Below are 22,368 nucleotides of genomic sequence, written 5' to 3'. Positions count from 1 at the left end.
TACCAAGGAGACAAGAATGAAGTACCCCGCACGCGTCAAGATCATCGATGTGGGTCCGCGCGACGGCCTGCAAAACGAAAAGCAGCCTGTGCCTGCTGCCGTCAAGATCGAACTGGTGCAGCGCCTGCAGGACGCAGGCCTCAAGGAGATCGAGGTCACCAGCTATGTGTCGCCCAAATGGGTACCGCAGATGGCGGACAACGCCGAAGTCATGGCTGGCATAGTGCGCAGAGCGGGGGTACTGTATTCGGTGCTCACGCCGAATCTCAAGGGCTTCGAAGCCGCGCTGGCCGGCAAGCCCGACGAGATCGTGGTGTTCGGTGCGGCCAGCGAGGCCTTCAGCCAGCGCAATATCAACTGCTCGATTGCCGAGAGCATCGAGCGCTTTGCGCCCGTGGTGCAGGCGGCGCTTGAGGCCGGCATTGCCGTGCGCGGCGCCATGAGCTGCACCGTGGGCTGCCCCTACGAGGGCGAGATCGCGCCCGAGAAGGTGGGCTACCTGGCCGGGCTGATGAAGAACATCGGCGTGCAGCGCGTGGATGTGGCAGACACCATAGGCGTGGGCACGCCCGTCAAGGTGCAGAAGGCGCTGGAGGCCACGCTGGCGCACTTCGATATCGACCAGGTGTCCGGCCATTTCCACGATACCTACGGTCAGGCGCTGAGCAACACGCTGGCGGCGCTGGACCTGGGGATCTGGAACTTCCAGTCCTCGGTTGCTGGCCTTGGCGGCTGTCCCTATGCCAAGGGTGCCACGGGCAATGTGGCCACCGAAGACGTGGTCTATCTGCTGCAGGGTATGGGCATAGAGACCGGCATCGACCTCGACAAGCTGATCGATGCGGGCCAGTTCATCAGCGAGCATCTGGGTCGCCCCACGCAGTCGCGCGTGGCCAAGGCCTTGCTGACCAAGCGCGCGGGCTGAGGCGGTAACGGCTGGGTCTGCTGCGCGGTGGTCAGTCCGGAAAAAAGGCTTTGTGAGCGCTGATGGCCCAACTCGGGCTTAAGCTGGCACAGTTGCTGCATTGAGGTACCACGCCATGGCGTGACTCTTCAACGCCGTCTTTATTCAGGAAAACCAAACATGTGTGGGTCAGAACTTCATGCGCTGCCGGAAGGCGTGCAGCGCGTCAGCCGCTTTTTGCAGGATGCCGGTCATCCGCATGCGCCGCAAATGCTGGACGGTGCGGCACGTACCGCACAAGAGGCGGCAGACCAGCTCAGCATTCTGGTCGGGCAGGTGGCCAAGAGCATCATCTTCAAGCGCAGGAGCGATGGCGCGGCCGTGCTGGTCGTGACTTCGGGCGACAAGCGTGTCGATGAAAAGAAGGTGACGCAGCTGGTGGGCAAGGTCGGCCGCGCCGACGCGGACTTCGTCAAGTCCAGCACCGGCTTCTCGATCGGTGGCGTCAGCCCCGTGGCGCATGTAACCAAGGTGGTGACCTTGATGGATGCCGAGTTGCAGCGCTTCGAGACCGTATGGGCCGCGGCAGGCCATCCGCACGGCGTGTTTCCCGCATCGCCCGCGCAGCTGCAGGCGCTGACTGCAGCCCCCTGGTCGGACGTGGTGGAGCAGGCATGAGTACGGAACTTCTTCAGGAACAGCAGGCTCAGCAGCTGGCGCAACTGGCCGCCAAGGCCGAGGTGGCCCTGGTCTGGGCCGAGGCCGACCAGCCCGTGGCTTCGCCCTGCATCAACGTCTGCCGCATGACGCCAGACCGCAGCCATTGCCAGGGCTGCTTCAGAACCATTGACGAGATTCGCGCCTGGTCCAAGGGCGATGCCGAGCTGCGCCTGGAGATCTGGTGCCGGCTGCTGCAGCGCGCCGGCCTCGAGGACCCGCGCCAGGCCGAGATCTGAGCACCCTTAGAGGAGAGCCGACATGAAGCACATCACCTGTTACCTGGACTTTGTGTCGCCTTATGCGTGGCTGGCGCTGGAGCAGATGCCCAAGGCGCTGCAAGGGCTCAGCTATCACGTGGACTATCGCCCGGTGCTGCTGGGCGCCTTGCTGCAAGGCAATGCCAACCCCGGCCCGGCCGGCATTCCGGCCAAGAGACTGTGGACTTACAGGCACGTGACTTGGCTTGGTCAGGCGCTGGGCGTGGAGTTGCAGATGCCGGCACGGCATCCGTTCAAGCCGCTGCCGCTGCTGCGGCTGGCGCTGGCCCATGGGCGCGACGGCAGCATCAACCGCTTTGTGGCGCAGGCCGTGATGCAGCATGTCTGGCAGGGCGGCCATGGGGCCAATGATGCGCAGCGCCTGCAGGAGCTGCGCGCGCAGCTGAAGGAGCAGCTGCGCCAGGAAGAGGACAGTGCCGAGGTCAAGCAATGGCTGCGCGGCAATACCGAACAGGCGCAGCAGGCCGGCGTGTTCGGCGTGCCGGCCTGGGTGGTGGACGGCCATGTCTTCTGGGGACTCGATGCCTTGCCCATGCTGCGCAGCTATCTGGAGGGCAATGCCTGGTTCGATGCGCAGTGGCAGGTGGCGGCCCGGGTGGAGTCTGGCCTGGGCTGAAGCCCGATTCAGGCCTGCGGCGCTGCAGGCCTGTCGTGCACTCTCTTACTGCGCAGCGGCCTGCTTGGCGGCACCGCGATAGCGCTCCAGCCAGTGGGCATAGGGCGCAGGCAGGGTCCAGTCGGGGCGATCCACGCCCAGGCTTTGCGCCAGCTGATAGGCGTAGTGCGGGTTGGCCAGATGGGCGCGGCCGATCATGACCAGATCGACCTGGCGCTCGGCCACGATGCGTTCGGCAATCTTCGGATCATCCATGCCCCAGCTCGATGCCACGGGCAGGCCGGCACTGCGGCTCACGCGCTGGGCAATCGGCGCCAGGAAGGCCGGCGTGCCCCAGGGTATCTTCACGTCAGGAATCACGAAGTTGACGCTGACATTGAGCAGGTCCAGGCCGCGCTCGCGCATCTGACGGGTGACGGCGATGGATTCTTCCAGGGTTTCTTCATCGCGGCCGTCGTACTCGATGACGCCGAAACGCGCCGTCAGCGGCAGATGCTCGGGCCAGACCTCGCGCACCTTGGCCACGGTCTCCAGCAGAAAGCGGGCGCGGTTGCTGAAGCTGCCGCCATAGGCATCGTCGCGCTGGTTGCTGTGGGGCGAGAAAAAGCTCTGCGCCAGATAGCCGTGGGCAAAGTGCAGCTCCAGCCATTCGAAGCCGGCCGCAAGCGCGCGACGGGCTGCCGCGACAAAGTCGGCCTGCACGCGGGCGATGTCCTCCAGCGTCATGGCGCGGGGAACGCGCGGCAGACCGCCGCCAAAGGCGATGGCCGATGGTGCGATCGGCTGCCAGCCGCGGGCATCGCCTTCGGCAATATGGTCGTCGCCTTCCCAGGGATTGTTGGCGCTGGCCTTGCGTCCGGCATGGCCGATCTGGATACCTGGCACGGCGCCTGCGGCCTTGATGCCGGCGGCAATGCGCGACATGCCTTCGATCTGGGCGTCGTTCCACAGACCGGTGCAGTCGGGCGAGATGCGGCCTTCGGGCGACACGCCCGTGGCTTCGACGATCACCAGCCCCGCGCCGCCGCGCGCCATAGAGGCGTAGTGAACCTGATGCCAGTCATTGGTGAGGCCGTCCACGGCGCTGTACTGGCACATCGGCGGAATGGCGATGCGGTTGCGCAGGGTCAGGCTTTTGAGAGTGAAAGGGGTAAAGAGTGCAGACATGCGAAGTAGCGGTGGTGCGAATGGAAGAAGTCGGCAGTCCTGCAGCAAAACAGGATGTCAAAGGTTTGATAGCGCCTTGCGCCTTTCATTGCTTGTTTTCAGAATAAAAAGTCATCTGAAATTCAATGAATGAAGGCGCTGACTGCTATTAAAAAATCAAGGACAGCGAGGCTCGGAAAGCGGCGGATACAGGCCCGGGGCAATGAGCTCGCTGATGAGGAAGTTTTCGGTGGTGCTAGGCATCTAGTCGGCGGGCCAGTGAATGCTTTGCATGCAGGGCTTCTGTCGAAGGGAATGGGGAAATGATGGGGTCTGTGTTGAAATAAATCCAATCGATATTTCTGATTTGTGAAATCATGCCGACTGATATCAAGAGCCTGGACCTGAATCTGCTCAAGGCCCTGGATGCGCTGCTGGACGAGCGCAGCGTGACGCGCGCTGCCGAGCGTCTGGCGCTGACCCAGCCCGCGGTCAGCGGCATGCTGACGCGGCTGCGCGAGAGCTTCGACGATCCCTTGTTCGTGCGCACGCAGCGCGGCATCGCCCCAACGCTGCGTGCGCTGGCCCTGGCCGGGCCGCTCAAGGAGCTGCTGTGCAATGCCGAGGCGCTGCTGCGCCCCCAGGCCTTTGATCCGGCCACGGCGCATATGACGCTGCGCATTGCCGCCACGGACTACGCGCTGCAGGCGGTGGTGCTGCCGTTTCTGGCCGTGTTGCGCCAGCGCGCGCCCGGTCTGTGTGTGGCCGTGGTGCCGGCCCAGCATCTGCCGCTGCACGAGCGGCTGGAGCGCGGCGACATCGACCTGGCGCTGGTCACGCCGGAGCGCACGGCTCCCGATCTGCATGCGCGCCGGCTGTTCGACGAACGCTATGTCTGCGTGATGCGCAGCGACCATCCCGATGCGCGTCGGCGCGGCCTGTCACTGGAGCGCTTCTGCGCCCTGGACCATGCGCTGGTGTCCTATGACGGAGGCGGTTTTCATGGTGTGACGGACGAGGCGCTGGAGCGTCTGGGCTGCAAGCGGCGCGTGGCGCTGTCCGTGACCAGCTTTCTGGTGCTGCCAGAAATCCTGCGCAGCTGCGATCTGATAGCCGTCGTGCCCAGGCGGCTGGTCAAGCCCGACTCGGGACTGGTGGTGCTGGAGCCGCCGCTGGAGATTCAGGGCTTCACCAAGACGGCCGCCTGGCATGCGCGGACCCATCGCTCTCCCGGACACCAGTGGGCACGCGAGCTGCTGTTCGAACTGGCGCAGTCCGGCGGGCTGGACGTGGAATGAGCAAGGCCCGCAGAAACCGTGGTGGTCTCTGCGGGCCGAGGTGAGGGCGGTTTGCCACCGCGACCCGGCAGGGCGCCGGGCCATTCACATCATCAGTGGCCGGATGCGCCTGCGGCACCCAGACCGGTTTCCGAGCGCACTTGCTGCGCGGGGAACACGGCGCGCTCCTTGGCGGCCTGCGCGCTCTTGTCGAGCACGGAGAACAGCCACACGCCGAAGAAGCCGATGGCCATGGAGAACAGCGCAGGCGAGGCATAAGGGAACCAGGCCGAGCCGGCGGGATGGCCCAGAGTCGCTTCCCACACCGAGGGCGAGACAATGGTCAGACCCACGGAGGAGACCAGGCCCATGAAGCCGCCGATCACGGCGCCCTTGGTGGTGCAGTTCTTCCACAGCACCGACAGCAGCAGCGGCGGGAAGTTGGCGGAAGCCGCCACTGCAAAGGCCAGCGAGACCATGAAGGCGATGTTCTGCTTCTCGAACACAATGCCCAGCAGCACGGCCACAAAGCCCAGGCACAGCGTGGTGATGCGCGAGACCTTGAGTTCGGAGGCGCTGTCGGCCTTGCCCTTCTTGATGACGGTGGCGTAGAGGTCGTGCGAGACCGCCGAGGCGCCGGACAGGGTCAGGCCCGCGACCACGGCGAGAATCGTGGCAAAGGCCACGGCCGAGATGAAGCCGTAGAACACGTCGCCGCCCACGGTCTTGGCCACCAGCACGGCCGCCATATTGGCCGTGCCCGCGCCGCCGTGGATCACGCCCTTGGCCGTGTCCGCCATTTCGGGGTTGGTGAGCACCAGGGTGATGGCGCCGAAGCCGATGATGAAGATCAGCACATAGAAGTAGCCGATCCAGGTCGTGGCCCAGAACACGCTCTTGCGCGCTTCCTTGGCGTCAGGCACGGTGAAGAAGCGCATCAGGATGTGGGGCAGACCCAGCGTGCCGAACATCAGCGCCATGCCGAAGCTGATGGCGGAGATAGGGTCCTTGATGAAGCCGCCCGGGCCCATGATGGCCAGGCCGAGCTTTTCCGCCGCGGAGGGCTCTGCGCCGCCGTTTGTGGCGATCTGGGTGCGCACCTTCACGCCTTCGGCAAACAGTGCTTCGGGGCTGAAGCCGTACTTGGCCAGCACCATGAAGCCCATGAAGGTCACGCCGGCTAGCAGCAGGCAGGCCTTGATGATCTGCACCCAGGTGGTGGCCGTCATGCCGCCGAACAGCACGTAGATCATCATCAGCGCGCCCACCAGCACCACGGCGATCCAGTAGTCCAGGCCGAACAGCAGCTTGATGAGCTGACCGGCGCCGACCATCTGGGCAATCAGATAGAAGGCCACCACGACCAGCGTGCCGCAGGAGGCAAAGATGCGGAACGGCGTCTGCGCAAAGCGGTAGCCGGCCACGTCGGCGAAGGTGAAGCGTCCCAGGTTGCGCAGGCGCTCTGCCAGCAGGAAGGTGAGCAGAGGCCAGCCGACCAGAAAGCCGATGGAGTAGATCAGGCCGTCATAGCCGCTGGCCATGACGGAGGCAGAGATGCCGAGGAAGGAGGCGGCGGACATATAGTCGCCCGCAATCGCCAGACCGTTCTGAAAGCCGGTGATGCCGCCGCCTGCGGTGTAGAAGTCGGAGGCCGACTTGGTACGGCCCGCCGCCCATTTGGTGATCCACAGGGTGGCCAGCACAAAGGCGGTGAACATGATGATGGCCGTCCAGTTGGTGGCCTGCTTGGCGGCGTTGCCGACGTCACCGCCGGCGGCCAGCACGGGCGCCGTCGCGGCCAGCGCCGCAGCGCCCACTAGCCATTGGGAAGAGATGCGCTGCTTCATTGCTTGATGCCTTTGAGAATGTCGCGGGTGAGCTGATCAAACTCGTTGTTGGCGCGGCGCACATAGAGGCCGGTAATGATCACGGAAAAAATGATGACGCCCATACCGATGGGAATGCCCAGGGTGGTCACTCCGGCGCCGATGGGGCGGGCCAGGAACTCCTTGTCGAACGCGATCAGCGCGACATAGCCGTAGTACACGATCAGCATCAGAACGGTCAGCGCCAGGCCCAGTCGATTGCGCTTGCGGCGCAGTTGCTGGTAGGCGGGGTTGCTTTGGATTGTCTCTATCACCGGGTCTCGCACAGCGTTGTCTCCTTTGAAGTTTTCCAGCCTGCCATCAGGTGCTCGGTGGCTTGCTTGCGATGCATTCTGAGAAGCCCGTCTGACCGCCTCCTTACTTACGTTATCGGTGTTTGCCCCCGGTTTTTCACATCGGAAAAAAACAGATCCGGGTAAGTGCGGAGAGGGTCGGGTAATGCCCAGTCTTGAATTTTTGAGAAGCGAAAATTTTGTAAGTTAGCGGTCAGTTGTCGCTTTGATATTGAGCAAACAGGTGAGTTGGCAGCGCCTGACATCCCAAAAAACCTAGGAGACAAACATGGCCATCAATGCGACAGCAAACATGGGAGGTAAATCGGCCCCACGGCCGATGAGCCCGGAAGAGCGCAAAGTCATCTTTGCGTCTTCACTCGGAACCGTTTTCGAGTGGTACGACTTCTATCTATACGGATCTCTGGCAGCCATCATCGCTAAGCAGTTCTTCAGCGGCCTGGATGCGGGATCGGCCTTCATCTTCGCCTTGCTGGCCTTTGCGGCAGGCTTCATCGTGCGCCCCTTCGGTGCGCTGGTGTTCGGCCGTCTGGGCGACATGATCGGGCGCAAGTACACCTTCCTGGTGACGATCCTGATCATGGGTCTGTCCACCTTTATCGTGGGGATCTTGCCCAACTACGCCAGCATCGGCGTGGCCGCTCCCGTGATCCTGATCGCGCTGCGCATGCTGCAAGGCCTGGCGTTGGGCGGCGAGTACGGCGGTGCTGCCACCTATGTGGCCGAGCATGCACCGCACGGCAAGCGCGGTGCCTACACCTCGTGGATCCAGACCACTGCAACGCTGGGCCTGTTCCTGTCGCTGCTGGTGATCCTGGGCGTGCGCACGATGCTGGGCGAAGAAGCGTTTGCCGACTGGGGCTGGCGCATTCCCTTCCTGGTGTCCATCCTGCTGCTGGCCATCTCAGTCTGGATTCGCATGACGCTGTCCGAGTCTCCTGCCTTCCAGAAGATGAAGGCCGAAGGCAAGGTCTCCAAGGCTCCGCTGAAGGAGTCTTTCGGCCAGTGGAAGAACCTGAAGATCGTGATCCTGGCCCTGGTTGGTCTGACCGCCGGTCAGGCCGTGGTGTGGTACACCGGCCAGTTCTATGCATTGTTCTTCCTGACCCAGCAGCTCAAGGTCGATGCCGTCACGGCCAACCTGATGATTGCGGCTGCCCTGCTGATCGGCACGCCTTTCTTCGTGATCTTCGGTACGCTGTCCGACAAGATCGGACGCAAGCCCATCATCATGCTGGGCTGCATTCTGGCCGTATTGACCTACTTCCCCGCCTTCAAGGCGCTGACCGAAGCAGCCAACCCCGATCTTGCCGCCGCACAGGCCAAGAACAAGGTGGTCATCGTGGCCGATCCTGCGGAGTGCTCCTTCCAGTTCAACCCCACAGGTACCACCAAGTTCACCAGCTCCTGCGACGTGGCCAAGCAGGTGCTGGCAGCCGGTTCCGTGAGCTATGAAACCGAGGACGCTCCTGCCGGTACGCAGGCCATGATCCGTATCGGCGCGACCGAGATTCCTTCGTTCTCGCTCAAGGGCCTGCCCGCTGACGAGGCCAAGGCCAAGGATGGCGCCTTCAAGAAGACCGTGGCTGCTGAACTTGCCAAGGACGGCTATCCCACCAAGGCCGACCCTGCCAAGATGAACAAGGTCATGATGGTCGTGATCCTGACCTATCTGGTGCTGCTGGTGACCATGGTCTACGGCCCGATTGCGGCCATGCTGGTGGAGCTGTTCCCGACCCGCATCCGCTACACCTCGATGAGCTTGCCCTACCACATCGGCAACGGCTGGTTCGGCGGTCTGCTGCCCACCATGTCCTTCGCCATCGTGGCGCAGACCGGCAATATGTACAACGGTCTCTGGTACCCCATCATCATCGCTGGTGTGACGGCCGTGATCGGTACGCTGTTCGTGCCCGAAACCAAGGATCGCGACATCTACGCCGAAGACTGATGTGAAGTGACGGTGCTGCAATTTATGCAGCATCACATCGAAGACCTGCAAGGCTCGGGCTTTGCAGGTCTTTTGCGTATGACTGCAGCACTAATGGGTTACAGCAGTGTGGCAACAAAGCATCATTGCGTTACTTTTTTGCGATGCAAATCATGCTTTTGAGAGGGGCCCACCTAGAATCACACCTAGCCGCGAGAGGGCCAACAACCTACAAGCCAATGCGGTGCAAAAACACTATCCCAGGATATAGGAGCATTGAATGACCAAGATGACTCGCATCGCTCTGGCCGCACTGGCTGTGATGGGCGCGACCACTGCAATGGCACAGAGCAGCGTGACGCTGTACGGCCGTATCAACACCACCGTCGAGCGTCAGAAGTCCGGTGATCAGTCCGTGTCCGGCCTGTACAACAATGCCTCGCGCTGGGGCATTCGCGGTACCGAAGATCTGGGCGGCGGCCTGAAGGCTGGCTTCGCGCTGGAATCCGGCTTCAACTCCGACACTGGCACCGGTTCCGCCTGGACCCATCCCACGACCGGCATGTCCTTTGCCCGTCAGAGCGAAGTGAACCTGTCGGGTGGCTTCGGCATGATCCGTCTGGGCAACTTCGTGCCCGAGTCCTACTATGCAACCGCTGACTACATCAGCATGCACAACCACGACACCGGTTCTTCTTCCGATGCGCTGTACTACGATCCCGTCTGGTTCGGCGGTCTGAGCACCAAGAACAAGGTCGGCTACCGCACCCCCAGCATGGGCGGTCTGACGGTCGATGCCTCCGTGTCGCTGCACGAGAAGGATCCTACGGTCGGTCCTCGCAAGAACGGCTATGACCTGGCCGCCAACTACGCCACCGGTCCTCTGCACCTGGGCGCTGGCTTCAGCAAGGTGGGCGACAACTGGCAAGCTGCTCTGCGCGGCCTGTACACCTTCGGTCAAGTGACCCTGGGTGCCTACTACCAGCGCAACAAGGACGACAACCAGATCACCGGCACCGGCGCCGGCTCGCGCAACAACTTCCGTCTGTCGGCCATGTACACCATGGGTGCTTCGGAATTCCATGCCAACGTGGGTCACGCCAACAAGTGGAGCCACATCGCCGACTCCGCAGCCACTCAGTGGACTCTGGGCTACAACTACAACCTGAGCAAGCGCACCAAGGTCTATGGCTACTACACCAAGGTGAACAACAGCAAGGGTGCGAACTATGTGACCGGTGCTGCCGGCGCGGACTTCAGCTCCTTCGCTCTGGGCGTGCGTCACAACTTCTAATTTGTGCACCGCGCAAGCGGTGTCTCCAGCAACTGCAGCTGATAATGCAGACCATTACTCCAAGTTCATACCCCATGTCGCGAGGCATGGGGTTTTTTCTTATGCGCAGCCCGACCTGTAGTAAGCCACGTGCAAACTCGATGGGGCTCAATGGTCGTGCTGACCGGAGCGGCGCAAGCCGCCGCTTTGGCTGCCTCTGTTCATAACGACTCTGGAGACTGATATGTGGAAGCTGGCGATTGGTTTTGTGGTGTTTGCCGCAGCGGCGCTGTTTGTCATCATGAAGGCGGGTGACAAGGTGGATATGAGCGGCGAGAAACATGGTGCGGACGCAATCCATGCACCGGCGGAGTCCAAATGAAGACTGCCGCACCCGCGCAAAGCCCCGCAAGCCGGGGCTTTTTTTCGGCTGCTGCAAAACCTTAATGCACATGTGCAGCCAAGGTTCTTGCCAGGACTGCCTAGAATGTTTGGCCTCCATTGAAAAGACCGCAGAACATGACGCAGGGCCTGATCCGTATCCGTGGTGCTCGCCAGCACAATCTTCGCAATCTGGACATCGATATCCGTACCGGTGAGCTGACCGTGGTCACCGGTCCCAGCGGCTCGGGCAAGTCCAGTCTGGTGTTCGACACCTTGTACGCCGAAGGTCAGCGTCGCTATGTAGAGACCTTCTCCGCCTATGCGCGGCAGTTCCTCGATCGCATGGACAAGCCGGCCGTGGACAAGGTCGAGGGTGTACCGCCCGCGATTGCCATCGACCAGACCAACCCGGTGCGCAACTCGCGCTCCACCGTGGGCACGATGACGGAGATCAACGATCACCTCAAGCTGCTGTTTGCGCGCGCGGCCCAGCTGTTTGACAGCAGGACGTCGCTGCCGGTGCGCCATGACACTGCGGACAGCATCTATGCCGAACTGGCCCAGCGCTGCGAGGCGGCGGGCGATCCGCGCATTGCCATCACCTTCCCGGTGGAGCTGCCGGCCAATACCTCGGCCGAAGAGGTGGAGCAATGGCTGTCTGCCAGCGGCTTCACCAAGGTGCAGGCCGAGCGCGAAGTGGAACGCGCTCATGCGGCCAGTGACGAGGCCGCCAAGGGCAAGAAAAAAGCCAAGCCAGCCCCCGAGAAGATCAAGGTGCTGGATGTGATTGCCGACCGCTTTCGCCTCGGCAAGGCCGAGCGCTCCCGCGCCATGGAGGCGATCGAGGTGGGCCTCAAGCGCGGCAGCGGCAGGCTCACGGTGTATGTGCTGCCCGAGAGCGCTGCAGAGGCGGCCGAGCCCGAGCTGTGGAAGTTCTCGCTGGGTCTGCATTGCCCTGAAAGCAATCTGACCTATCAGGAACCGATTCCCTCGTTGTTTTCGTTCAACTCCGCGGTGGGTGCCTGCGATGCCTGCCGTGGTTTCGGGCGGGTTATCGGGGTCGACTGGGGTCTGGTGATCCCGAACGAAAAACTTACCTTGCGCACCGGTGTCATCAAGCCGATCCAGACGCCGGCCTGGAAGGAGATTCAGGACGACCTGATGCGCCACTCCGAGGCCGAAGGCATTCCGCGCGATACGGCCTGGTCCAAGCTGACACAGGCGCAGAAGGACTGGGTGATCGAGGGCTCGCCCAACTGGAACGGCAAGTGGAGCCAGACCTGGTATGGCATTCGCCGCTTCTTCGAGTATCTCGAAAGTAAGGCCTACAAGATGCATATCCGGGTGCTGCTGTCCAAGTACCGCAGCTATACCGAATGCCCGAGCTGCGGCGGTGCCCGCCTCAAGACCGAAAGCCTGCTCTGGCGCATCGGCAGCAAGCAGGCTGCCGATGCCGTGCTGCCGCTCGGCGACGAGAGCGGCAGATACCAGCGCTTCATGCCTCAGGCAGTGGGCTGGAGCCGTGAGCAGCTGGAAAGCTTGCCTGGCCTGTGTCTGCATGATCTGATGCGTCTGCCGATCACGCGCCTGCGCGAGTTCTTTGCACAACTGGTGCCCAGCGAGGCAGCTGACAGGAACGATGGCGAAACCCAGGCCTTGAAGATGCTGCACGCCGAAGTCATGACGCGGCTGCAGTATCTGTGCGATGTGGGCATAGGCTATCTCACGCTGGACCGCCAGAGCCGCACACTGAGCGGTGGCGAGGTGCAGCGCATCAACCTCACCACCGCTCTAGGCACTTCGCTGGTCAATACCTTGTTCGTGCTCGACGAGCCATCGATAGGTCTGCACCCGCGCGATATGGAACGCATCACCGAGGCCATGCAGCGCCTGCGCGATGCGGGCAATACGCTGGTTGTGGTGGAGCATGACCCGGCCGTGATGTTTGCCGCCGACCGCATGATCGACATGGGCCCTGGCCCAGGTGCGCGCGGCGGCCAGATCGTGTTCGACGGCACACCCGAGGATTTGCGCCAGGCCGATACCCTGACCGGCGCCTACTTGGGCGGCCGCAAGCAGGTGGGTTTCGGCCTCAAGCGCATGGTGACCGAGAGCACGCCGCGCCTGATTCTCGAAGGCGCGCGCGAACACAATCTGCGCGACATCAGCGTGGACTTTCCGCTGCAGCGTCTGGTCACCATCACCGGTGTTTCGGGTTCGGGCAAATCCACGCTGATCCAGGATGTGCTGGTGCCAGCGCTGATGCGTCACTTCGGCAAGCCCACCGATGCGGCGGGCGCGTTCGAGCGCCTGCTGGGCGCGGACCATCTGGCCGATGTGATGTTTGTGGACCAGTCGCCGATCGGCAAGACGGCGCGCTCCAACCCGGTCAGCTATGTGGGTGCCTGGGATGCGATCCGCGAGCTGTTCGCCGTGGCACCGCTGTCGCGCCAGCGCGGCTACACCGCTGCCAAGTTCAGCTTCAACAGCGGCGACGGCCGCTGCCCGACCTGCGGCGGCTCGGGCTTCGAGCATGTGGAGATGCAGTTCCTCTCGGACGTCTATCTGCGCTGCCCGGACTGCAACGGCACGCGTTATCGCCCCGAGATTCTGGAAGTGAAAATCGAGCGCAACGGCCAGCCGCTGAATGTGGCCGATGTGCTGGAACTCACGGTGGCCGAAGCCGCGCTGTTGTTTGCGCAGGACCGCGACGTGATCCGCGCGCTGCAGTCCATCGTCGATGTGGGCCTGGAATACGTGAAGCTCGGCCAGCCGGTGCCCACGCTGTCGGGCGGCGAGGCACAGCGCCTCAAGCTCGCAGGCTTTCTGGCCGAGGCGGCCAAGGCGCAGTCCAAATCCAAGCAGTCGCTGGCCAAGAAAGGTACGCTGTTCCTGTTCGACGAGCCCACGACCGGCCTGCATTTCGAAGACATCGCCAAGCTCATGCGCGCATTGCGCAAGCTGCTGGAAGCGGGCCACTCGTTGATCGTCATCGAGCACAACCTGGACGTGATTCGCGCCAGCGACTGGCTGATCGATCTGGGCCCCGAAGGCGGTGACGGCGGCGGTCTGATCGTCGCCGAGGGCACGCCCGAGGAGGTGCGCCATGTGAAGGAATCGCACACGGCCCAGGCCCTGCGCGAATACGATCTGGCCATGGGCGTGGGCGGCGAGGCGGTGCGCGAAGTCGCTCCCATGCTCTACAAGCCCCAACGCAAGGCACAGGCCGAAAAGGCACCGCAGGCCAAGAACGCGATCGAGATCGTCAATGCCAAGGAGCACAACCTCAAGTCCCTGAGCGTGGATGTGCCGCGCGGCAAGTTCAATGTGGTGACCGGGGTGTCGGGTTCGGGCAAGTCCACGCTGGCTTTCGACATCCTGTTCAACGAAGGCCAGCGCCGCTATCTCGAATCGCTCAATGCCTACGCGCGTTCTATCGTGCAGCCAGCGGGCCGTCCCGAGGTCGATGCGGTCTATGGCATACCGCCCACGGTGGCCATCGAGCAGCGCCTGTCGCGCGGTGGTCGCAAGTCCACGGTGGGCACGACCACCGAGGTCTGGCACTTTCTGCGCCTGCTCTATGTGAAGCTGGGCGTGCAGCACTGCATCCACGATGATGCCATCGTGCAGCCGCAGACCGAGGAAAGCATTGCCGCGCAGCTGATGACGAATTTCCGCGGCCGGACCATAGGCCTGCTGAGTCCGCTGGTCGTCAACCGCAAGGGCGTCTATACCGAGCTGGCCGACTGGGCCAGACCCAAGGGCTATACGCATCTGCGCGTTGACGGCGAGTTTCTGCCGACCACGGGCTTTCCGCGCATAGACCGCTTCAAGGAACACACCATCGAGCTTCCCGTGGCCAGCGTGACGGTGACTGCGGCCAACGAGAAGGAGTTGCGCGGCCATCTGCGCCAGGCGCTGGAAATCGGCAAGGGCGTGCTGCATGTGCTGTCCGGCATCGAGAACCTGGCCGACGCCATGCAGGGCGGCCGGAGCACGGCCGGCATCGGCGCGCTGCAGGTGTTCTCCACCCAGCGCGCCTGCCCGATCTGCGCCACCAGCTATGCCGAACTGGACCCGCGTCTGTTCTCCTACAACAGCAAGCATGGCTGGTGCCCCGATTGTGTGGGCACGGGCGTGAAGCTGACCAAGGACCAGCGCAAGGTCTATGACGACACCTTGCTGGCCGACGACAACCGCGGCCGGGAGGTGAAGTTCGAGGGCCAGGAAGTGGAAGACCTGGCCGAGGTGGAATGCCCCAAATGCCACGGCACACGTCTGAACCCCGTGGCGCGAGCCGTGAAGTTTCACGACGAGGCGATCACCGATATCGCCCAGCTGTCGGTCAGCGATGTGCGCCAATGGATACAGAGTCTGGAGCTTACGGGCCGCGAAGCCGATATTGCGCGCGATCTGATTCCCGAGATTCAGAGCCGTCTCGAATTCCTTGAAGAAGTCGGTCTCAACTATTTGACGCTGGACCGCGGCGCCCCCACCCTGAGCGGGGGCGAGGCCCAGCGCATCCGTCTGGCTGCGCAGCTGGGCAGCAATCTGCAAGGTGTCTGCTATGTGCTGGATGAGCCCACCATCGGCCTGCATGCGCGCGACAACCAGATTCTGCTCAATGCCTTGCACAAGCTCGGCGACAAGGGCAACACGCTGGTGGTGGTGGAGCACGACGAAGACACGATTCGTCGCGCCGATCACGTGATCGATATCGGCCCCAGCGCCGGCATTCGCGGCGGCCGTCTGGTGGCAGAGGGCACGGTTGCCGACATCATGGCGGCTAAGGACTCTGTCACCGGGCGCTATCTGCTGCACGCCATGCGCCACCCTTTCAAGCCACGTCTGTGGGTGGGAGAGGGCGAGCCTCCGGTACAGCCGGCTGCTATCAATGCAGAAGCTTCTGACGCTGGCGATATGGAGGTTTCAGACAAGAAACCATCCAAAGCCAAGAAAAAGAAAGCGGTAGCTGCTACTGAAAATGTGGTGCAGCAAGACAGCGATGCATTGCACTGGCTGACGGTGCTGGGCGCGAATCTGCACAATCTGCAGAATGTGGATGCGCGCGTTCCGCTCAAGCGCCTGGTGGCCGTGACCGGAGTTTCCGGCTCGGGCAAGTCCACGCTGGCGCGCGATGTGCTGCTGAGCAATGTGGCGGCCTGGGTGCAGCAGCGCTCGACCAAGGCCGGCCGCGATGCCATGGATGCCGGCAAGTCGCCGGCGCTCGTGGGCTGCAAGGGGCTCAAGGGCTTCGAGACCATCGATCGCGTGCTCGAAGTCGACCAGACTCCGATCGGCAAGACGCCGCGCTCCTGCCCGGCGACCTATATCGGCTTCTGGGACACGATTCGCAAGCTGTTCGCCGAGACTCTGGAGGCCAAGGCCCGCGGCTATGCGGCGGGCCGCTTCTCCTTCAACACCGGCGAAGGCCGTTGCCCGGCCTGTGAGGGCCAGGGCGTGCGCACCATCGAGATGAGCTTTCTGCCCGATGTGAAAGTGCCTTGCGAAGTCTGCCACGGCGCACGCTTCAACCCCGAGACGCTGGCCGTGACCTGGCGCGGAAAGAGCATTGGCGATGTGCTGCAGATGGAGGTCGACGAGGCCGTGGAGTTCTTCGCCTCCATGCCCTCGATTGCCCATCCGCTGCAGCTGCTGAAAGACGTGGGTCTGGGCTATCTCACCCTGGGCCAGCCATCGCCCACGCTGTCGGGTGGCGAGGCCCAGCGCATCAAGCTGGTGACTGAGCTGACCAAGGTGCGCGACGATATCGGCCGCCGCGGACAGAAGGCTCCGCATACGCTGTATGTGCTGGACGAGCCCACCGTGGGCCTGCACATGGCCGATGTGGACAAGCTCATTCATGTGCTGCACCGCCTTGTCGACGGCGGCCACAGCGTGGTGGTCATCGAGCATGACCTTGACGTGATTGCCGAGGCGGACTGGATCATCGACCTGGGCCCCGAAGGCGGCAAGGACGGCGGGCGCATCGTGGCCTCGGGGACTCCCGAGGATCTGGTCGGCATCGGCACCCACACCGGCAAGGCGCTGGCACCGGTGCTGGCGCGTACCTGAACTTTCACATGGCCCGTGAGCAAGTGGTGTTCTGGCAGGCGCAGGCGCCTGCCAAGCCGGCCTTCGGCGCGCCCTGCAACGGCTGCGGCCTGTGCTGTCTGGCAGAGCCTTGCCCCATGGGCATGTTGATCTCGCGCCGGCGCAAAGGGACTTGCGCGGCGCTACGCTGGGACGACGCGGCGCTGCAGTACCGTTGCGGCGTGCTGCAGGATGCGGGTCGGGTGGCATCCGATGCCCCGGCCTGGCGCCGCGGGCTGGGCCGGCTCAGGCTGGCCCTGGCCAGACGCTGGATTGCGGCGGGGGCGGGCTGCGACGCCCATCTGCGGGCCGAGCCTGCGGAGTGATGCGGCCCGGCATGTTCTCCCGAAGCTGGGCGGTTTCAGCCATGCTCACATATCGTTAAAGGACGTCTCGTCGCTGCCGAACAGCATGGGTCCGTCGTCGCGCAGCAGCTTGAGAATCTGCTGGGCAGCGGGCGACAGGTAGCCGTCCCTGCGGCAGGTCACGCCCAGGTGACGGCGCAGCGTGGTGGCGGCAAGGCGCACCTCCTTGAGCGTGCGGCTGCGCTCCAGCCGCAGTGTGTGGCGCGAGACGAAAGTCAGCAGATCCGTCTTCGCCACCATGCGCGGCAACAGCGGAATGGAGCCTGCCTCGACCTGGACCGTGGGCGGCGACATGCCGCGCGACGTGAAAGCCTGATCCAGCCACTGACGACTGGGAATGTTGGCGTTGGGCAGGGCCCAGGAGTGCTGCAGCAGCGCGGCCGGCGTGATGCGGGATTTTTCGAAGATGGGATGCGTGCGGCTGGCGGCCACCACGACCACATCCTCGACGATGGGGTAGGAGACCAGTTCCGCATCGCCTTCGGCCGTCAGACCGATCAGCAGGTCGAGCTGGCCTTCGCGCAGGCGGTCGCGCAGCTCCCAGCTCGGGCCGATCACGATGCTGATGGTGATCTTGCGCCCGCCGGCAAGTGCTTTGCTGCACAGCTCGGGCAGCAGGTGGTCGGCGGCAACCGGGCCGCTGCCTATGCGCACATGGCCCGAAATCCCCTCGTTGAAATCGCGTACCTCGCGCAGCGCCTCTTGGCTGGCGTTGCGCAGCATGCGTGCGCGGGCCAGCAGCACCTGCCCTGCGGGCGTGAGCTGTATGCCGCGTCCGGCGCGCTCGAACAATGCCCCGCCCACTGCCTGTTCCAGCCGCTGCATGCATTTGGTCAGCGCCGGCTGGGTGCGGCCCAGCTGTTCGGCTGCCCGTCCAAGGTGGCCCAGCTCGGCCACGATCTCGAAGAAGCGCAGATCGCGCAGATGCAGATCCATCGATGAATAAAAGTGATGATTGAATGAATATTATCGAATAGACGGAATGATTGATGCTGACAAGAATCCGGGCTCATCGGAGTCCTTATGTCAACACAAGCCTTTACCGTTTTCGTCACCGCTCCCAAGCTGGCTTCCAGCGGGTCGGATCTTCTTGCCAGGGCCGGTGCGCGGGTGATCTATCTGACGCCCGGCGATGATGCCGGGGCGGTGGAGCGCATCATGGTCACCGAGCCCGTCGATGCCGTGATCTCGCGCACCCTGGAGCTCTCGGCACGCGCCATCGCCTCGTGCCCCACGCTCAAGGTCATCTCCAAGCATGGCGTGGGTGTGAGCAATATCGATGTGGCCGCAGCCGGCGCGCGCGGTATTCCTGTCTATGTAACGCCCGGGGCGAACGCGCAGTCCGTGGCGGAGATGACCCTGGGCCTGCTGTTTGCTGCGGCCCGCCGCATTGCCTGGATGGATGCGGAATTGCGCGGCGGCCGCTGGTCGCGCGCCCAGGACGGCATCGAGCTGTCCGGCAAGACGCTGGGCCTGGTCGGCTTCGGCCAGGTCGGCCAGCGTGTGGCCCAGGTTTGCCAGGCCCTGGGCATGCAGGTGGCCGCCTTCGATCCGGCGCTGCAGTCCAGCCCCGTGGCGGGTGTGAAGCTGCTGGCTTCGCTGGATGAGTTGCTGCCGCTGGCCGATGTGCTCAGTCTGCATGTACCGCTCAACCGACACACCCGCGGCATGTTGGGCGCGGCGCAGTTGGCCCGCCTGCCGCAGGGCGCCATCCTGATCAATACCGCACGCGGCGAAGTGGTGGACGAACCCGCACTCGTCGAGGCCCTGCGCAGCGGCCTTCTGCATGCGGCCGGTCTGGACACCATGGCCGTGGAGCCCCTGCCCGCGGACTCCGCGCTGGCGGCCCTGCCGAACGTGGTTCTGACGCCGCATGTGGGTGGTTCCACGCCTGCTGCGCTGGCCGCCATGGCAGCCGGTGCGGCCGCGAATGTGCTGGGCTGGCTGCAAGGCCGGCCCGTGGCCGCCAGCCGTTGCGTGAACCCCGAGGTCCTTGAATCCCATTCCTCTTTTTCCGGAGAACCTGCATGAGCAATAGTGCAAAACAGTGGCCCGCGGGCTATCGCATCAACCCACGTGTATCGGGCCCCGAGGCCCAGGTCGTCGAGGCATTCAAGTCCATTCCCGTGGCGGCCATCGGTGACTCCATGAGCCGCAATGTCGGCACCCTGGGGCTGCGCCAATACCACGCCAGGCTCGATGCCGTGCTCTGCGGGCCGGCCGTCACCGTGCGTGTGCGCCCCGGCGACAACCTCATGATTCACAAGGCGCTGATGATGGTGCAGCCCGGCGATGTGCTGGTCATCGATGGCGGGGGCGATGTCTCCCAGGCCCTGGTCGGTGGGCTGATGCGCACCACCTGCGTGGCACGCAAGCTCGCCGGGCTGGTGATCGACGGTGCCATCCGCGACCTCTGCGAATGGGCCGAGGAAGGCATGCCGATCTTCGCGCGCGGTCACACCCATAGAGGCCCCAGCAAGGACGGCCCGGGCGAGATCAATGTGCCGGTTTCCTGCGCCGGGATGGCGGTGCTGCCCGGTGACCTGATCGTGGGCGATGCCGATGGCGTGATTGCCGTGCCTGCGGCGGATGCGGTCGAGATTCTGCAGCGCAGCCGGGCGCATCTGGTCAAGGAGGCCTCCATCCGCGAAAGCAATCGCGAGGGCACTGCCGACCCCGAGCGCTTCGATGCGGTGCTGCGCGCCAAGGGCCTGCCGGTCTGAGGCGGGACATTCTTTCAGGAGACAAGACATGCATAAAAGAATATTTCTGACGGCGGCTGCCATGGCCGCACTAACCATGGGTGTGCAGGGCATGGCCAGCGCGGCGGGCGAATGGCCTCAGCGCCCGGTGCGCATGGTGGTGCCCTTCCCGCCGGGCGGCGGCACCGACGCCACTTCGCGACTGGTGGCGGACAAGCTCAATCTGGGCATGGGCTGGACGGTGGTGGTGGACAACAAGCCGGGCGCGGGCGGCAACATCGGCCTCGATGCCGTGGCCAAGGCGGTGCCTGACGGCTACACCATAGGCATGGGCCAGGCTGCGAATCTGGCGATCAATCCCAGCCTGTATGCCAAGATGCCCTTTGATCCGCTCAAGGACTTCACGCCCATTGTCAGCGTGGCCCTACAGCCCGTGGTGCTGACGGTGCGTGCCGACTCACCGTTCAAGAATTTGGGCGACTTCGTCAAGGCGGCGAAGGCCAAGCCGGGTGCCTACGGCATTGCCCAGGCAGGCAATGGCACCGTTGGGCATCTGGCCGGCGAGATGCTGGCGCGTCGTGCAGGCATCGAGATCCTGCAGGTGCCATACAAGGGCGCCAACCCAGCGATGACGGATCTGCTGGGCGGCCAGGTGGCGCTGTACTTCGGCAACACCGTCTCCGTGATGCCGCAGCTGAGCTCGGGCAAGGTCCGCGCCCTGGCCGTGACGTCCGCGCAGCGTGTGTCGTCGCTGCCCGATGTGCCCACGGTGGCCGAGCAGGGCTATGCCGACTTCGAGGCTTCGACCTGGCTGGGCCTGGTGGGCCCGGCGAACATGCCGCCCGATGTGGTCAGGCGCATCGGCGATGCCACCATGAAGCTGCTGGCCACCAAGGAGGTGCAGGACAAACTGGCCCAGGAGGGCAGCATGCCGACGCCGGCCAGCGCAGAGAAGTTCGGCGCCTGGATCAAGAGCGAGCATGCCAAGTGGGGCAAGCTGATCCGCGAAGCCCAGATCAAGCTCAATTGAGTGCCTCGTGCCGGGGCGGGTCAGCAACCGCACCGGCGCCGCATTTCATGTGCTCTGAATGGCGTCTCAAGAGCAGCTTTTCAATTGCAGAAAGCGCGCTTGAGGCGATTTCTTGAAGCCAGTGCCAACGTTTCAGCGCCCACTTCCATGCAAGCCCGATTCGATATCGAGAAATTCAATGCACCTGCATCGTCTGCACCGTCCCGCGCGGATACGCAGCCGGGCACGCCTCGCAGACTGCGCGGCATTCTGTCGCTCGATGATTTCGAGACAGCGGCGCGCAGGCATCTGCCGGCGCCCATCTTTGCCTATGTGAGCGGCGGCTGCGAGACCGACAAGTCCCTGCGCGGCAACCGCGAGATCTTCGACAGCTATCGCTGGATGAGCAGCGTGCTGACCGATACCTCAGGGCGTACGCTGGCAACGACGCTGATGGGGCAGACCTACGCGGCACCGTTCGGCATCGCGCCCATGGGCATCAGCGCGCTGTCCGCATACCGGGGCGATCTGATCCAGACGCGGGCCGCTGCACAGGCCCGTATCCCGGCCATACTCAGTGGCACTTCGCTGATCGCGATGGAAGAGGTGGCCAAGGCCAACCCCGAGGCCTGGTTTCAGGCCTATGTGCCCGGAGAGAAGGAGCGCATTCTCAGGCTGCTGGATCGCGTCGAGGCCGCAGGCTTCAAGACTCTGGTGGTGACGGTCGACACGCCGGTCTCGGGCAACCGTGAGAACAATATTCGCGCGGGTTTCTCGACGCCGCTGCGGCCCAGCTTGCGTCTGGCCTGGGACGGCATCACCCATCCGCGCTGGCTGCTGGGCACGGCCCTGCGCACCCTGGTTTGTCATGGCATGCCGCATTTCGAGAATTCGCAGGCCACGCGCGGCGCGCCCATTCTCTCCTCCAGCGTTACGCGCGACTTTGGCGCACGCGACCACCTGAGCTGGGACCATCTGGCACTGATCCGCCAGCGCTGGCAAGGCAATCTGGTCGTCAAAGGCATTCTGCGGCCCCGGGACGCGCTGTTCGCGCGCGATGCAGGGGCGGACGGCATCATTCTGTCCAACCATGGCGGCAGGCAGCTCGACGGCTCGATATCGCCCATGCAGACGCTGCCAGAAGTGGTTGATGCGCTGGGGACCGAATATGCGGTCATGATCGATAGCGGCTTTCGCCGGGGCAACGATGTGCTGCTGGCACTGGCACTGGGAGCCAAGTTCGTCTTTGTGGGCCGGCCTTTCAATTACGCCGGGGCCGTGGCGGGGGAGGCGGGAATCCTGCACGCGGCAGGCATTCTGGCCTCCGAGATCCGGCGCAATATGGCCTTGATCGGTGTGCAGAGCCCGCACGGCATGCGGCGCGAGCACTTGCACCGCCGCAACTGATCCCGCAGGGGAAGGCCACGAATTGCTTGCTGCAAGCATGTGTACATGCGGCGGTCCGGTGGCTGGTGCTGGCACAAAGTGCAGC

Annotated in this window: 18 protein-coding genes; 14 read left to right on the top strand and 4 right to left on the bottom strand. The window is 63.9% G+C overall.

Going from position 1 to position 22,368, the window contains the following annotated elements:
* The first annotated feature begins 16 nt into the window (after nucleotides 1-16).
* From F3J24_RS13200 to F3J24_RS13185, 4 genes are all read left to right on the top strand, one after another.
* Nucleotides 17-925: a hydroxymethylglutaryl-CoA lyase gene (locus F3J24_RS13200; RefSeq protein WP_167006871.1), complete on the top strand. Its 909-nt coding sequence runs from the start codon at nucleotides 17-19 to the stop codon at nucleotides 923-925.
* 159 nt (nucleotides 926-1,084) lie between these two features.
* Nucleotides 1,085-1,582, top strand: a complete 498-nt coding sequence (locus F3J24_RS13195; RefSeq protein ID WP_167006869.1) for a YbaK/EbsC family protein — start codon at nucleotides 1,085-1,087, stop codon at nucleotides 1,580-1,582.
* Nucleotides 1,579-1,860, top strand: a complete 282-nt coding sequence (locus F3J24_RS13190) for a DUF1289 domain-containing protein (protein ID WP_167006867.1) — start codon at nucleotides 1,579-1,581, stop codon at nucleotides 1,858-1,860. Before F3J24_RS13195 ends, F3J24_RS13190 begins: the two co-directional genes overlap by 4 nt.
* Nucleotides 1,861-1,882: 22 nt before the next feature.
* Nucleotides 1,883-2,518: a 2-hydroxychromene-2-carboxylate isomerase gene (locus F3J24_RS13185; protein ID WP_167006864.1), complete on the top strand. Its 636-nt coding sequence runs from the start codon at nucleotides 1,883-1,885 to the stop codon at nucleotides 2,516-2,518.
* Nucleotides 2,519-2,563: 45 nt separating this feature from the next.
* On the opposite strand, the gene F3J24_RS13180 is transcribed toward F3J24_RS13185, so the two are convergent.
* Nucleotides 2,564-3,685 carry an NADH:flavin oxidoreductase/NADH oxidase gene (locus tag F3J24_RS13180; RefSeq protein WP_167006861.1) on the bottom strand — a complete coding sequence of 374 codons (1,122 nt, stop codon included), beginning with the start codon at nucleotides 3,683-3,685 and terminating at the stop codon, nucleotides 2,564-2,566.
* Nucleotides 3,686-4,041: 356 nt separating this feature from the next.
* Between F3J24_RS13180 and F3J24_RS13175 the strand changes: the two genes are divergently transcribed.
* On the top strand, nucleotides 4,042-4,962 hold the full coding sequence (locus tag F3J24_RS13175) for a LysR family transcriptional regulator (RefSeq protein ID WP_167006858.1): 921 nt from the start codon (nucleotides 4,042-4,044) through the stop codon (nucleotides 4,960-4,962).
* Nucleotides 4,963-5,054: 92 nt separating this feature from the next.
* Here the strand turns inward: F3J24_RS13175 and F3J24_RS13170 are convergent, their stop codons facing one another.
* The gene (locus F3J24_RS13170; RefSeq protein WP_167006855.1) at nucleotides 5,055-6,788 is read right to left on the bottom strand and encodes a cation acetate symporter; all 1,734 of its coding nucleotides are present in this window, start codon (nucleotides 6,786-6,788) and stop codon (nucleotides 5,055-5,057) included.
* The gene (locus tag F3J24_RS13165; protein ID WP_003061686.1) at nucleotides 6,785-7,093 is read right to left on the bottom strand and encodes a DUF485 domain-containing protein; all 309 of its coding nucleotides are present in this window, start codon (nucleotides 7,091-7,093) and stop codon (nucleotides 6,785-6,787) included. Before F3J24_RS13165 ends, F3J24_RS13170 begins: the two co-directional genes overlap by 4 nt.
* Before the next feature lie 295 nt (nucleotides 7,094-7,388).
* On the opposite strand from F3J24_RS13165, the gene F3J24_RS13160 reads away from it, so the two are divergent.
* The 5 genes from F3J24_RS13160 (at nucleotide 7,389) to F3J24_RS13140 (ending at nucleotide 17,126) form a co-directional block, all read left to right on the top strand.
* Nucleotides 7,389-9,071 carry an MFS transporter gene (locus tag F3J24_RS13160; protein WP_167006853.1) on the top strand — a complete coding sequence of 561 codons (1,683 nt, stop codon included), beginning with the start codon at nucleotides 7,389-7,391 and terminating at the stop codon, nucleotides 9,069-9,071.
* Nucleotides 9,072-9,330: 259 nt separating this feature from the next.
* The gene (locus F3J24_RS13155; protein ID WP_167006850.1) at nucleotides 9,331-10,344 is read left to right on the top strand and encodes a porin; all 1,014 of its coding nucleotides are present in this window, start codon (nucleotides 9,331-9,333) and stop codon (nucleotides 10,342-10,344) included.
* 223 nt (nucleotides 10,345-10,567) lie between these two features.
* Nucleotides 10,568-10,705, top strand: coding sequence for a hypothetical protein (locus F3J24_RS13150; protein WP_167006847.1), 138 nt, complete (start codon nucleotides 10,568-10,570; stop codon nucleotides 10,703-10,705).
* Between the two features lie 137 nt (nucleotides 10,706-10,842).
* On the top strand, nucleotides 10,843-16,782 hold the full coding sequence (uvrA, locus tag F3J24_RS13145) for an excinuclease ABC subunit UvrA (RefSeq protein ID WP_167006844.1): 5,940 nt from the start codon (nucleotides 10,843-10,845) through the stop codon (nucleotides 16,780-16,782).
* Nucleotides 16,783-16,790: 8 nt separating this feature from the next.
* A complete protein-coding gene (locus F3J24_RS13140) occupies nucleotides 16,791-17,126 on the top strand; it encodes a hypothetical protein (protein ID WP_167006841.1) in 336 nt (111 codons plus the stop codon).
* 45 nt (nucleotides 17,127-17,171) lie between these two features.
* On the opposite strand, the gene F3J24_RS13135 is transcribed toward F3J24_RS13140, so the two are convergent.
* Nucleotides 17,172-18,101, bottom strand: a complete 930-nt coding sequence (locus tag F3J24_RS13135; RefSeq protein ID WP_167006839.1) for a LysR substrate-binding domain-containing protein — start codon at nucleotides 18,099-18,101, stop codon at nucleotides 17,172-17,174.
* Between the two features lie 87 nt (nucleotides 18,102-18,188).
* Here F3J24_RS13135 and F3J24_RS13130 point away from each other — a divergent pair, with 87 nt between their 5' ends.
* The 4 genes from F3J24_RS13130 to F3J24_RS13115 all read left to right on the top strand — a co-directional run bounded on the left by F3J24_RS13130 (nucleotide 18,189) and on the right by F3J24_RS13115 (nucleotide 22,283).
* Nucleotides 18,189-19,196, top strand: a complete 1,008-nt coding sequence (locus F3J24_RS13130; RefSeq protein ID WP_167006836.1) for a hydroxyacid dehydrogenase — start codon at nucleotides 18,189-18,191, stop codon at nucleotides 19,194-19,196.
* Nucleotides 19,193-19,888 (top strand): RraA family protein, encoded by a 696-nt coding sequence (locus tag F3J24_RS13125; RefSeq protein WP_167006833.1) that lies wholly within the window; start codon nucleotides 19,193-19,195, stop codon nucleotides 19,886-19,888. The genes F3J24_RS13130 and F3J24_RS13125 overlap by 4 nt, the downstream gene beginning before the upstream one ends.
* Before the next feature lie 28 nt (nucleotides 19,889-19,916).
* Nucleotides 19,917-20,897: a tripartite tricarboxylate transporter substrate binding protein gene (locus tag F3J24_RS13120; RefSeq protein WP_167006830.1), complete on the top strand. Its 981-nt coding sequence runs from the start codon at nucleotides 19,917-19,919 to the stop codon at nucleotides 20,895-20,897.
* Between the two features lie 147 nt (nucleotides 20,898-21,044).
* Nucleotides 21,045-22,283 (top strand): alpha-hydroxy acid oxidase, encoded by a 1,239-nt coding sequence (locus tag F3J24_RS13115; protein WP_167006827.1) that lies wholly within the window; start codon nucleotides 21,045-21,047, stop codon nucleotides 22,281-22,283.
* Nucleotides 22,284-22,368: the final 85 nt, after the last annotated feature.

Source organism: Comamonas sp. Tr-654 (genome assembly GCF_011752915.1).
Lineage (GTDB): Bacteria > Pseudomonadota > Gammaproteobacteria > Burkholderiales > Burkholderiaceae_C > Comamonas.
This window is presented reverse-complemented; position numbering and strand designations above follow the sequence as displayed.